The sequence below is a fragment of the Pseudomonas sp. P116 genome (assembly GCF_020149425.1).
GTDB lineage: Bacteria > Pseudomonadota > Gammaproteobacteria > Pseudomonadales > Pseudomonadaceae > Aquipseudomonas > Aquipseudomonas anatoliensis.
On the sequence record NZ_JACVHB010000008.1, the window covers coordinates 84,548 to 97,879 of the forward strand.

At 60.3% G+C, this 13,332-nt stretch carries 10 protein-coding genes; 5 read left to right on the plus strand and 5 right to left on the minus strand.

Features of this window, described 5'->3' with window-relative positions; translation table 11 throughout:
- Window positions 1–6: 6 nt before the first annotated feature.
- From ICA15_RS24030 to ICA15_RS24050, 5 genes are read left to right on the plus strand one after another with little or no spacing between them, the layout of a single operon-like run.
- Window positions 7–1,719, plus strand: coding sequence for a DUF2138 domain-containing protein (locus tag ICA15_RS24030; RefSeq protein WP_210554836.1), 1,713 nt, complete (start codon window positions 7–9; stop codon window positions 1,717–1,719).
- Window positions 1,716–2,354 (plus strand): DUF1175 domain-containing protein, encoded by a 639-nt coding sequence (locus ICA15_RS24035; protein ID WP_150617285.1) that lies wholly within the window; start codon window positions 1,716–1,718, stop codon window positions 2,352–2,354. Before ICA15_RS24030 ends, ICA15_RS24035 begins: the two co-directional genes overlap by 4 nt.
- Window positions 2,351–6,916 carry an alpha-2-macroglobulin family protein gene (locus ICA15_RS24040; protein WP_210554837.1) on the plus strand — a complete coding sequence of 1,522 codons (4,566 nt, stop codon included), beginning with the start codon at window positions 2,351–2,353 and terminating at the stop codon, window positions 6,914–6,916. Before ICA15_RS24035 ends, ICA15_RS24040 begins: the two co-directional genes overlap by 4 nt.
- A gap of 1 nt (window position 6,917) precedes the next feature.
- A complete protein-coding gene (locus tag ICA15_RS24045; RefSeq protein ID WP_210554838.1) occupies window positions 6,918–8,537 on the plus strand; it encodes a DUF2300 domain-containing protein in 1,620 nt (539 codons plus the stop codon).
- A 3-nt stretch (window positions 8,538–8,540) separates the two neighbouring features.
- A complete protein-coding gene (locus ICA15_RS24050) occupies window positions 8,541–9,353 on the plus strand; it encodes a YfaP family protein (RefSeq protein WP_210554839.1) in 813 nt (270 codons plus the stop codon).
- 88 nt (window positions 9,354–9,441) lie between these two features.
- Here the strand turns inward: ICA15_RS24050 and ICA15_RS24055 are convergent, their stop codons facing one another.
- The 5 genes from ICA15_RS24055 to ICA15_RS24075 all read right to left on the minus strand — a co-directional run bounded on the left by ICA15_RS24055 (window position 9,442) and on the right by ICA15_RS24075 (window position 13,169).
- Window positions 9,442–9,681, minus strand: coding sequence for a type II toxin-antitoxin system RelB/DinJ family antitoxin (locus ICA15_RS24055; protein ID WP_210554840.1), 240 nt, complete (start codon window positions 9,679–9,681; stop codon window positions 9,442–9,444).
- 413 nt (window positions 9,682–10,094) lie between these two features.
- Complete coding sequence (locus ICA15_RS24060; RefSeq protein ID WP_150617290.1) at window positions 10,095–10,841, minus strand: helix-turn-helix transcriptional regulator; 747 nt, start codon at window positions 10,839–10,841, stop codon at window positions 10,095–10,097.
- 220 nt (window positions 10,842–11,061) lie between these two features.
- Window positions 11,062–11,589, minus strand: coding sequence for an inorganic diphosphatase (gene ppa, locus ICA15_RS24065; RefSeq protein WP_003205933.1), 528 nt, complete (start codon window positions 11,587–11,589; stop codon window positions 11,062–11,064).
- 112 nt (window positions 11,590–11,701) lie between these two features.
- Entirely contained in the window at window positions 11,702–12,514 is an 813-nt protein-coding gene (locus ICA15_RS24070; protein WP_210554841.1) for a zinc-dependent peptidase, read from the minus strand.
- A 4-nt stretch (window positions 12,515–12,518) separates the two neighbouring features.
- Entirely contained in the window at window positions 12,519–13,169 is a 651-nt protein-coding gene (locus tag ICA15_RS24075; RefSeq protein ID WP_042561272.1) for a DedA family protein, read from the minus strand.
- Window positions 13,170–13,332: the final 163 nt, after the last annotated feature.

Genomic DNA, 13,332 nt, shown 5'->3' on the forward strand with positions numbered 1-13,332 from the left:
GTGAAGATGAGCGATAACACTGTTACCCCGGCTGCCGAAACACCTGCTGGCAAACCTTCCCGGCGCTGGCCGTTGCTGTTGGCCGGGCTGTGCCTGGTGGCTGGCGTGGCAGGCGGTTTTGGCTGGCTGCTGCTCAAACCCAAGGCGCCGCCGGTGGAGCTTGCCAGTGACAAACTTGGCCTGAGCCGCCCGGATGCATTGCTGGAAACCCGCTCGCTGAGCCAGTTGCCCAAAGACCTGCTGACGGTGCCGTTCCTCAAGGCCACGCTCACCGAAGATTTCGTCTTCTATTACGAAACCCACGCTGATCGCCTCGGCTTGATCGGCAGTCTGCGCCGAATCATTTACGAGCATGACCTGAAGTTGCAGGACAGCTTGATCGAACAGCTTTTCGATCAGCCAGCCGACGTCGCGCTGTGGCGCGGTGCCGATGGTCGCTTGAAGGACTTTCTGCTGGTAATGGATCGCGGTGGTTTGGCCAAGCTGCTGGAGCCGCTGGCGAAAGTGGCGCTGGATGACACGCAGCTCAGCGTTTTCGGCAACCTCAAGGTTGGCAGTGACGAGGTGCCGCTGTACCAATTGAGCTACAACGCCAGCAAATCGCTGCTGTTCGCTTCGCGCGGCGACAAACTGGTGGTGCTGTCCAATCCGGCCAAGTACTACGACCCTGAAAGCGGCGTGTCCGAAGAGTCCGGCCACGTTTCACCGCAAGCACTGGCGGCATTGCTCAACGGCGAAAAGCTGTTCCCCGAAGCCTTCGGCCTGCCTGCTAAAACCCCGGAAACCAAACAGCGACTCTCGGTGAATTCCAGCGTCCTCGCCATGGGCTACCAGCGCTTCATTCCGAACTTCGCCGGCCTGCGTTTCGACATGGACGACAAGGGCTGGCACAGCTACCTCGCCATGGACGAGCTGGAAAACCAGCCGGACTTCGATTTCAAACCGGTCTGGCAAGCCATGCCGCTGGGCGCCAGTGCCTGCGTAACGTTGCCGGTAGCTGCCGAACCGCAAAAGCCGTTGCTGGTAAAACTCGGCGCCGAAGACGCCGTGGCGCAGACGCTCACCGAACATGTGGCTGGCGCGGCGGGCCTGTGCTGGTACGCCGATTCGCGTTTGTACACGCCATTGCTGGTCGCCAGTCTTAAAGACGAGGACAGCAGCAAGCTCGACGGTGATCTCGGCAAACTGTTCGGTTCGATGGTCGGCGCCTTCGAGTCCAACGTCGAAGAAAAAGTATTCCCGGTGGTGGAGAAACAGGAAGGCCAGAGCCACGTCTGGCAGCGTCAGGTCAGCTCCAGCTTCGGTCCATACGCGGCCAAGGACGCAGAGAATCCGGATGCAATCAGCGGCAAGGCGTTCATGAAGGTCAGCCTCGCCCGTCACGGCTCGACGCTACTGTTTTCCCTCGACGACAAACTCGTCGACAAGGCCCTCGGCACCCTCGACAAACGCTTCCCGCCGATGGCCGATGTGCTGCCCAAAGACGTGCTGATGCCGATCTATTTCGGCCCGGATTCGATGGCGCAACTGATGCAGCAGGAAACCCTCGACAGCCTGCCGCAAGACATGGAACCGGTGTTCTACAACGCTGCGCAAACCTATCTGATCCCGAAACTTCGCACTCTCGGCGGCTACGGCAAATATGCCCTGACCTTGCCCGAAGGCAGCGAGCCGGATGGTCACTGGCAGTGGCTGCCGCTGGAGTGGAAAGCGCTGTGACGGCACTGATCCGCAGCCTCGGCTTACTAGCGCTGTTACTCAGCGCCGGCGCCCGAGCCGTCGAAACGCCTGCGCTCGATCCTGCACAATCCCAGGTGTTTCGCGCCTGGTTCGTGCGCATCGCCCAGGAGCAACTGAGCCAGGGCCCGAGCCCGCGCTGGTATCAACAGGATTGCGCCGGGCTAGTGCGTTTCGCCGCCAACGAAGCGCTGAAAGTCCACGACGACAAATGGCTGCGCAGCAATGGCCTGTCCAATCGTTACCTGCCGCCGGAACTGTCGCTGAGCGAAGATCAGCGCAAGCTCGCCCAGCAATGGCAGCAGGGCGGCGGCAAGATCGGGCCGTACGTCAACGCAATCAAACTGATTCAGTTCAACAGTCATCTGGTCAGCCGCGACGTGTCGCAGGCGCGGCCCGGTGACCTGATGTTTTTCGATCAGGGCGACGACCAGCACCTGATGATCTGGATGGGCCGCTACATCGCCTATCACACCGGCACCACCACCCCGACTGACAACGGCATGCGTTCGGCAAGCCTGCAGCAACTCATGACATGGAAGGACACCCGATGGATACCCGACGCAGCCAACCCCAACTTCATCGGCGTCTATCGACTGAACTTTCTCTCCCAATGACCGGTGCCCGCATGCTGCGTTTACTGCCTCTGCTGTTGCTATTAGCCCTGCCATTTTCGGTAGTGAACGCCGAAGACACTGTTGCACCGAGCGGCTATACGCCGGTGTCCGGCGAAAGTTTTTTCCTGCTGGCTGACAGCAGTTTCGCTGCCGACGAGCAGGCCATGGTTCGCCTCGAAGCGCCGGGTCGCGATTATCGGCGTTTCCGCATGGAGCCTTACGGCGGCGCCGACATTCGCGTGTACCGCATCGACAAGCCGCTGGACTTCCTCAAACGCCAGAAGAACCTGCACCGGGTGGTCAGCGACGGTCAGTTCAAGGGCGAAGGCTTGTCCAACACCCTCGCGTATCTGTGGGACAACTGGTACCGAAAATCCCGTCGGGTGATGCAGCGAGCGTTCTCCTATGAGTCGCGCAAACAGGTCACCGAGGAAGTGCCGGAACTGAAGATGGGCAACGCCATCGCGGCGCCGACACCGTATGACGCGCAGCCGCAATTCGCGCTGATTCCGGGCTTGCCGGTGGTCAGTCAGTTCCGTTATCCGCTGTGGCAGGCCAAGCCGATTCAGCCGCCGGCCGGGGTCAACCTGGCCGGGTCTTCCAGCGACTTTGTCAGCGTCGCACCGGGCAACGTTTACATTCCGCTGGGTCAGTTGAAACCGGGCCTTTATCTGGTCGAAGCGCTCATCGGTAAATATCGCGCGACCACCATGGTCTTCGTTTCCAACACCGTGGCGGTGAGCAAGATTGCCGGTGACGAATTGCTGGTCTGGGCCGCGCGCAAGCACGAAGGCAGTTCGGTGCCGAAGGTCAATGTGCTGTGGACCGACGGCCTCGGCGTGATGAGCAGTGGCGCCACTGATGCCGATGGTTTGCTGCGCCTGAAACACGCCAGCCCCGAGCGTTCGTTCGTCATCGGCGAGGACGAGGAGGGCGGTGTATTCGTCTCGGAAAACTTCTACTACGACAGCGAAATTTACGACACCAAACTCTATGCCTTCACCGACCGACCGCTGTATCGCCCAGGTGATTGGGTGTCGCTGAAAATCGTCGGCCGCGAGTTCAAGAATGCGCGGGACTCGGTGCTGCCGGGCGCCGCAGACGTCAATGTCAGCGTGCTCGACGCCACTGGCACCGAGCTGCAACGCCTTGATCTGAAACTTGATGCGAAGGCCGGCACTCAGGGCCGCTTCCAACTGCCGGATAACGCGGTGGCGGGCGGTTATGAAATTCGCTTCAACTACAAGGATCAGGCCTACAGCAGCGCCTTCCGCGTGGCTGAGTACATCAAGCCACACTTCGAGATTTCGCTGAATCTGGCCAAGCAGGATTACCGCACCGGCGAGCCGGTCAGAGGCAGTCTGGTGCTGCTGTACCCGGACGGCAAACCGGTGGCCAACGCCAAACTGACCCTGAGCCTGCGCGCGCAACAACTGTCGATGGTCGACAACGAACTGCAATATCTCGGGCAATTCCCGGTGGAGCTGACCAGCACTGAACTGACCACCGACAGCAAAGGCAACGCCACCCTTGACCTGCCGGCCGCCGACAAACCGAGCCGCTACATGCTCACCGTGTTCGCCAGCGATGGCGCGGCGTATCGGGTCAAGACCACCAAGGAAATCCTCATCGACCGTGGCGCCGCGAGTTTCCGCATGAGTGCGCCGCAGCGTTTCAGTGCGGTCGGCGACAAGGTCGCGTTCAGCTACGCCAACGAGGGCGGCGCCGAGCAGAGCAAAGCGGTCACTCCGAGCACTTACGGCTGGGTACGTCTGGAAGACCAGAGCACTGGCGAAGGCAAACTTGCGGCGACTGACAAAGGTTTCAGTCTGGCCTTCGAACGTCCGGGCACTTACAACCTGACATTGAAAGATCAACACGGTCGCGTCCTCGGCGCCGCCGGTCATTCGGTCACGGGTGACGGCGTCAAAGCGGTGCCAGGCACGGTGGAAATCGTCCTCGACAAACCTGAGTACAAGGCCGGCGACGAAGCGCTGGCGCTGATCACTTTTCCTGAGCCGGTCAATGATGCACTGCTGTCGCTGGAGCGCGACAAGGTCGAAGCCACCGCACTGCTGGCCAAGGGCGGCGACTGGTTGAAGCTGGAAAAACTCAGCGACACCCAATACCGCGCACGCATTCCGGTGAAGGACAATTTCGCGCCGAACCTGACCTTCTCCGTGCTGTACACCAAGGGCGGTCAGTACAGTTTCCAGAATGCCGGGATCAAAGTGATCGCGCCGCAAATCGACGTGGCGATCAGCACCGACAAACAGGTGTATCTGCCGGGTGACACGGTGACCGTCGACCTGACTACGCAGTTCGCCGGCAAAGCAATTCCGGCGCATCTGACGGTGAGTGTTGTTGACGAAATGGTTTACGCGTTGCAGCCGGAAGTCGCGCCGACCATCGACCAGTTCTTCTACCATCCACGGCGCAACAACGTGCGCACCAGCGCCAGCCTGTCGTTCATCAGTTACGACGTGGCGCTGCCGGGCAGCCCGGGCGCACCGGGCAAAGCCAACCGCAGTGAACGCGGGGTAAAAGTGCTGGAGCGGCCGCGTCGTGAGGACGTCGATACCGCCGCGTGGCAACCGGAATTGCTGACCGGTGCCGACGGCAAAACCCGCTTCACCTTCAAGATGCCCGACTCGCTGACCCGCTGGCGCATCACCGCCCGCGCCATCGCCGATGACGGTCAGGTCGGCCAGAAGAAGCAGTTTGTCCGCTCGGAAAAACCGCTGTACCTGAAGTGGAGCGGGCCGAGCAAATTCCGTAGGGGCGATCAGCCGCAACTCGGTATTTTCGCGTTCAGCCAAGCCGAGAAACCGGTCAAGGCTGAGCTGGTCACCCATTACGCCGGCACCGAACAACGCCTGCCGGTGACCCTGAACAACGGCATCAATTACCTGCCGCTGCCGGCGTTCGCATTGGCTTCCGGCGAGTGGACGGCGCAGTTGGTGCAAGACGGCAAAATCGCAGATTCCCTGGCTGTACGCTTGAGCGCAACCGGTGATGGCTGGCAAGTGACCCAGACGCAAAGCCTCGACGTGGCCAGCGGCGACACAGCGCTGAGCTTGCCTGCGGACGCGACCGACATTCGTCTGCGGCTGGATGACAGTCCGCAAGCGTTGTTCCGCTCGGCGCTCGATGATCTGCTCAGCTATCCGTACGGCGGCGTCGAGCAGACCGCCAGTCGCTTGTTGCCGCTGAGCATCGCTTATCCGTCGCTGTCATCGAGCCCGCAGATCCGCGATCGCTTGCGTCTGATCATGCAGAACAGCCGTCTGCGTCTGGTGCAAATGGCCGGGCCGTCGGCGAGCTTCACCTGGTGGGGTTACGACGGTGAGCCGGATGCGTTTCTCACCGCGTACGCTTACTTCGCCGACTGGAATGCCAGCCAGGTACTGGATCTGACGCTGCCGCCGGAGCATTGGCAGCGGGTGTTGGAGGTGTACGCCAAACAGGCGCCGAACACGCCGTTGCTGCAACGGGCGCTGATTCTGTCGTTCGCCAAGCAGATGCAGTTGCCGGTGAACACGCTGCTGACGGGGTTGATGGAAGATCTGGCGAAGGCCGGTGAAGGCAATGCCGAAACCCTGATGGACGATGGCTTAGACAGCCTGGTGATGAGCGATCCGGATTCGGCGCTCGGTCTGGCGGCGGCGCGAGTGTTGACCGCATCGCTGGCCACGCAGTCGAAAGTCGCGTTGCCTGACGCATTCAATCGTCAGGTGGGCGCTGCGCAACAGCGTCTGTCGGTCAGTTCGCAGCCGTTTGTCGAAGCGCTGAACCTCTCGCTGCAACCATTTGATCAGGCTCGCGCCCTGGCCTTGCTGCAACGCCTGTTGCCGCAGCAATCGACGCTCGAACGCGCACTGGCGTTGACCTGGCTGCAACGCAGCATCGCCCAGGCTTCGCCGACCATTGCGCTGACGCCGGGTGAAGGCTGGAAGAAAAGCTACGGTGCCAGTGGCGAGATGTTCTGGACGTGGCAGGGGGCGACGCCAGTGCCGAGCGTGTTGACGGTTTCTGGCACTCAGGAGCGTCCGCTGCGTGCGGCCCTGAGTTTCCAGACTCAACAGCCAGTCGTCGATCCAATGGCCGTGACCATCACCCGTCGCCTGTCGCGACTGGTGCCGGGCGACGAAGCGTTCACCTTCAAACTGGAACCGGTCGGCACTAAGCCGCTGTCCAGCGACAGCCTGTATCTGGACGAAGTGATCCTCACCAGCAAAGCGCCGAAACCGCTGCGCTACGGCATGCTGGAAGTGCCGCTGCCGCCGGGCGCCGATGTCGAGCGCACAACGTGGGGCATCAAGTTGCAGGGCAAGGACGGCACCGAACCGACCGCGCTGGAGAAAGCGCGTTTCGAGCCGGGGCAGTTGGCTTATGCCGTGCCGGTGGATGCGCTGAGCGGCGAATTGCGTCTGCGCCATCTCGTGCGTTTCTCGCAGAAGGGCCAGTTCAATCTGCCGCCAGTGCGCTTCACTCAGGTCTACGCGCCGCAGCATCAGGCCCAGGAAGCGAAAGCCGCCCTTGGTCAGGTCACGGTCAACTGACATGAAGCGGCCGCTGCTGTGGCTGATGTTGTGTGTGATTCCCGCGCTGGCGACAGCGCAGGATGAGCCTTTGCGAGTGGCCTACAAGGGTGAATTGTTGTCGTTGAGTCAGACGCAACTGATCGCTCGCGAGCCGTTACCGTCTTCTCTGGATGCGCCTTTGGGCAGTCTGTGGAAGCTGTTTGTTTATGCGTGGCTGGTGGATACCGGCGCTCGCGAGCCCGCTTATGAATGCCGCGGGCAGTCGAAAGAAGAAGTTTATTGCTGCAGCGCCGGCGGCAAGATCGAACGTGATCAGGCGTTGGTGAAGTCGTGTGGGTTGTATTTTGAGCCTGCGCGGTTGGGGATTTCTTCTGCTGATTGGCGGGCGTATTGGCAGACGCGGCAGGCACCGTCGTGGTTGCTGGATCTGCCGTTGGTGCAACCGGCCACGCGAGTTTCTGTCGCTGACTTGTTAAAGGTTTTATCTTCGCTGCCAGCTCAGGACCAGATGCGCCGCGTGTTGCTTGATGTCGTTCTGAATGTGGCGGATGGCAACGTCGTGGGTGAATTGGGTGGGCGCTTGCGGGTGAAAACCTGGAGCTGGCTCGGCGATCAGGATCCACAATCGAGGCAGGGCGGATTTGCCGGTTGGACGGTGGACGGTTCGCCTGTGTGGGCGGGTGGGCGTGGCACCAGTCAGATGGTTCTACGAAATTACGGTCAGGCACTGGCGACGGTGTTGCCTACTGCTTGGCCAGCAGAGACGGGCCGATGTGTCGAAGTCGGGCTGTTCTCGCGCTATCCGGTTTTACGTGTTTTGGCTGGCGAGCGGGTGATAACTTCTGGCCCATTACAGGGCGATTACCGCGTCGAATTCGTTAACGGCAATGCGCTGGATATCCACAGCGACGGCGAACTGTTTCTGCTCAACAACAAACTCGTCGCCAGGCTTGATCGCGAAGAATACGTCGCCCGCGTGCTGGATCGCGAAGCCAAACCCGAACCCGCCGAAGCCGCCAAGGCGCTGGCCGTGGCGATCCGCACCTACCTGCTGCAAAACGCCGCGCGTAACGGTGATTGCCTGAGCATCGATGACAGCAGCACCCGCCAACGCGTCGCCCCGCGTCCGGCCTCGGCGGAGTCTCGCAATATCGCCGCATGGACGGCCGATCTGGTGTTGGCCGGCAGTATTGTCACCTATCACTCAGACCAACCCGGCCCGGACAAACTCGCTTGGCAACAAGCCGTCGAACAGGCCAATGCTGGACAGCGCTACGACGCGATTCTGCTCCACGCCTATCCGCGCGCGAGCCTCAGCCGTTGGGACAATCCAGTGGCCTCCTGCGAAGCACTGCCCGCCGCCCAAGACTGGCTGCAAAAGCAACGACGCGGCTGGCGCCCGAAGCTTGAAAGCGAAACCGGCTACAACGAAGTCAGCACGTTCGCGGTGTGCAAACTGGCTTTTGGCAGACCCTTCGTCGACCGCGAGCGCCAACGCATCTATGTGCGCGGCGTGCTGACCCTGCAGGATCGCCTCGACCTCACCCACGAATATCTGCACCTGGCCTTTGAAGCACATCCCAACGGCCAGGATGAAACCTACATCGAAGGGCTCGCCCGTCACCTCTTGCTGGAATAGACCATGACGCTCCGTTATCCACAGGTCTTGCTGCTGCTCTGTACGCTAACCGCGCTATCGCCGGCCATCGCCGCCGACAGCGTCAAACTCGACACCCCGGTCGGCGGCTGGCGCAGCGGCGCGCCGCAAGGCGAGGGCGAAAGCTTCCGCCAGACCGTCAACTACCCAGCCTCCTCGGTGAACACCCCGATCGGCCAAGCCAACACCGCACGCATCAGCGGCGAAATCAAAACCACACCGAAGAGCCCAGAGCCCGGCCGCCTCATCGTCAACGGCGTCAGCATGCCGCTGAAAATCGACGACGCCGGCCGCTTCGACCGCCCATTCTCCTTCCCCAACGGCAGCAACAGCGTCGAAGTCCGCAGCCCCGACGGCAAACAACGCCACCGCACCCAATTCCTCAACACCAGCGGCGGCGCCACCCCGGCCAAACTGCGCGTCCTGCTCGCGTGGGACAGCGACGGCACCGACCTCGACCTGCACCTCGTCACCCCCGACGGCGGCCACATCTGGTACGGCAACCGCACCGCCCCCAACGGCGGCGCCCTCGACGTCGACGTCACCACCGGCTACGGCCCGGAAATCTTCGCCATGCCGGCGCCGATCAAGGGGCAGTATCTGGTGTATGTGAATTACTACGGCGGTGGGTATCGCGGGGATGACGAAGGTGGTGATGAAGCAGTGCAGGCGCTGACGACGGCGCAGGTGACGGTGATTACTGAAGAAGGTACGCCGAGCGAGAAGATGGAGACGTTTTTGATCCCGATGCGGACGGCGGGGGAGTTGACGTTGGTTAAGGCGTTTAGTTATCCGTGAGGGGGAATGGGCAGCAGGTTGCTGCCCAATTGAATCGGTCAGCAGGCTGCTGACCGATTTCAGACCTAGTCATCACTGGGCGAGAGAGTTATAGGTCATCCAGCCTTACCGTTACCCGCTGAGGAGTGGCAATACGTTCGGTGGCGACGGCAATCAGTTTTTCATCCTGATCACTGGGTAGCGCCGTTTTGAATGGCAACTTGCCCCGGTCGGCGACGTACTGAAGTGTTTGGCGCAAAAGCTCTGAGGGCGTGATACCTAACCTTTCGAGTTCGGTATAGGAGCGCTGCTTCAGATCGTCGTCAATGTGAATTCTGATGAATGCCATGATGAAATACCTGTAATGACGCTTGTCGTTACCGTAACCATTACGCCCGGTGAGCAACAAGTCCCGATTCAGGTTTTTAGGCAGGCATTAAAAAGCCGGCTTGTGGCCGGCTTCTCGGGGACTGGCTTGGCCTATTTTTGGTAAGCCTTGCCAGCCTTCAAAACGTACACCCGGATCTGCGTCCGGCTGTGGGACTTGGTCAGACGTTGGTCTGCCGCGTCGGGCGTCATCTGAGCCGCGGGAGCGGGGCGATGCGCGAATGTGGGGCGCAGGATACTGAGTTTTGTCCTGGATTCCCAGTGGGAAGTGCGGGTTAGAGCGATCTCAGTGGCCAAAATCCGGGATTTGTACTGTCTATCCGGGCCTCATCGCGAGCAGGCTCACTCCTACAGGGGATTGAGCAAGCCTTCGGATTAGAGAAACGGTACCACCGGCCTTCGTTTGCTCAGCGTCGACCACCAGAACACCCAACCCAATATATGGATCCGCTGCTCTTCGATTTGTGCGGGGCGGAAGACTTCGTCCGGGTATTCGGCGCTGTTGTGGCTGCGCAGGCGCAGGCCGTTGCCGGGCATGCGGTGCAGGTATTTGATGCGCAGCATGCCGTCGTGTTCGATGGCGTAGATTTCGCCGTCGACGACTTGGGTGAGGCTTCGGTCGATGGCGACGATGGAACCGTCATCGATGCGGTCGGCCATGCTGTTGCCGATCATGTGCGCGCAGATAGCGTCGCCTGGGCGGATTTCCAGTTGATCGAGGTGCGCGCGCAGCAGGCGGATGGACAGGTCCGGGTCCTGGATGACGTGGGTTTTTCCAGAGCCGTTGGTCTGCGGTGTTTCTTTGAAGAACGCCAGGTCGATGTCATTGGGGTCGATGACGGTGTAGACGCCGCGGATGGCGTGAGCGTCAAAGGTGTCGCCATTGCTCGCGGGCGGGGTCAGGCTTGGTATCTCTTTTGTGCCTTCACCGGTTTTCAGCCATTCGCTGTTGACGGACAGCAGGCGTGAGACTTCTTCCATGCGATACGCCGGGACGCCCCGGGTGTACCAGTTGTGGACATTTTGGGCTTCCGTGCCCCAGAACTTCGCGAAACCCGTGGTGGAGATGTTCGCTTTTTCCAGGAGTGCCTTGAATCTTGGACCGCTAGTGTTCTTTCTCATAAACACGGAGTCTACGGCCGTGCTACAGGGGTTTGAATAAACCTGACGTTCAAAAACGGGCTGAATTTTGCGACTGGATGTAAGACGTGCTTGTGGGAAATTACACAGGTTAAAACTTTTCTGTAGTCCGCAATAAACAGTCTGTTTAAGGCGGGCTGTCAGGTCGAAAAAAAACCCGGGTCAACCGGGTTTTTTTCAAGCGTGTCGCAAGTCGTGAAGCTTAGCCTTTGTAGGCAGCAACCGACTTGGTGATCGCTTCGCGGGCGGCGTCTGCACCGGCCCAGCCTTCGATCTTGACCCATTTGCCTTTTTCGAGATCTTTGTAGTTCGCAAAGAAGTGCTCGATCTGCTGGATCAGCAGTGGTGGCAGGTCGGTGTATTCCTTCACGTCGACGTACAGCTGGGACAGCTTGTCGTGTGGCACTGCGATAACTTTGGCATCGCCGCCGCCGTCGTCAGTCATGTTCAGGATACCGACCGGGCGAGCGCGGATTACCGAGCCTGGCGCAACCGGGTAAGGGGTTACAACCAGCACGTCGAGGGGGTCACCGTCGTCAGCCAGGGTGTTCGGGATGTAACCGTAGTTGGCCGGGTAGAACATTGGGGTGGCCATGAAACGGTCAACGAACAGGCAATCGCTGTCTTTGTCGATTTCGTATTTGATCGGCGCGTGGTTGGCCGGGATCTCGATCGCGACGTAGATGTCGTTCGGCAGGTCTTTGCCAGCCGGAATCTTGCTGTAGCTCATTGGGCGTTGCCCCCGTAGTTGACCAAAAACACTTGGCCGGATTGACCAAAAAGTGGCGGCGATTATAGGCATATTCTGCCGTCGACGCCATGAACCTAAAGTCGTGCAGAACTTAGTCGTGCGCCTGATAGACCGGGTCGCTGGCCTGAAGTTGCCGCAACCTGCCCAACGGGTCCTGGCGGTAGAAAAGCTGCAGTTGCGCGTAGACCTGTGGATAAGTCTCGTGCAGCAGATCCGGGGCGCTGAAGAAGTATTCGCTGGTGACGGCGAAGAACTCGGCCGGGTTCTCGGCGGCGTAGGGATCGATGGCGGTTTCTGCGTCAGGATTGTCGTCGAGCTGGCGGTTGAGATCGTCGTAAGCCGTCTGCATCACGTCGGCCCAGTCGCTGACGCGCATGTCGGTGTGCAGCGGCGGCAGGCCGTTGGCGTCGCCGTTAAGCATATCGAGTTTGTGCGCCAGTTCGTGGATCACCAGGTTGTAGCCTTCCCAGCCACCACTGGCTATCACGCCCGGCCAAGCGAGGATGATCGGCCCCTGCTGCCAGGCTTCACCACTGTGTTCGCCATCCCATTCGTGCTCGACGCCACTGGCATCGCGGTGACGCTGTGGGCTGAGGAAGTCGTCGGGATAGAGAACGATTTCGTGAAAACCCTGATACCAGTTCAAATCGCCCAGATGCAAAAGCGGTAATTGCGCCTGGGCGGCGAGCAGCAGGCGTTGTTCCTGATGCAATTCGACGCCGGGCAGGGCGCTCAGGTGTTTGTCTTCGAGAAACAGCACACAGGCTTCGCGCAGCCACTGATCTTCAGCGGGCGTGATGCCATCAAGAAAGCTCAGGTGATGGCGCACCCGTTGCCACATCTCGTCGGCAATCGGGTGCCTGGCCAGAATCCGCCGGCGGCGCCAGGCGCTCAGCGACCACATCGGCTTAGTGCGATTGGACTTTAGTGCCGCCAAAACGGCTGCGCACCACGCCGATGATCATCGGAATCAGCGACAGCAGAATGATGGCGACCACCAGCAACGACAGGTTTTTCTTGATGAACGGTACGTTGCCGAAGAAGTAACCCAAGGTCACCAGCCCGCCCACCCAGAGGATGGTGCCCAACACGCTGAAACCGAAGAAGCGCGGGTACGGCATCCTCGCTACACCGGCGACGAACGGTGCGAAAGTCCGGATGATCGGCAGGAACCGCGCCAGGGTCACGGTTTTGCCGCCGTGCTTGTCGTAGAAATCGTGGGTTTTTTGCAGATAGTCGCGGCGGAAGATTTTCGAGTTCGGGTTGCTGAACAGTTTTTCGCCAGCCGTTCGCCCGATGACGTAGTTGGTGCTGTCACCCAGGATTGCCGCGAGCATCAGCAGACCGCCCAGCAGCACTGGGTCCATGCCGCCGCCGGCCGCAACAGCGCCGGCAATGAACAGCAGCGAATCGCCCGGCAGGAATGGCATCACCACCAGGCCGGTTTCACAGAAAATCACCAGAAACAGGATGGCGTAGATCCACGGCCCGTAGTTGTTCACCAGCAAGTCGAGGTAAACGTCGAGATGCAGGATAAGGTCGAGCGGGTTGAAATCCATGGGGGCACCTGTATGGCGGCCCTACTCTGTGGGCCTGTGCGGATGACTTCGTGTAAGCCTACAGCGGGATGTAGTTTTTCTTACAAGCCGGAAAGATCGGGATTATACGGTTTGAATGATGACGCGCGTGTTGGTTTTGTAGCGGCGGATGTCGGGGTGTGAG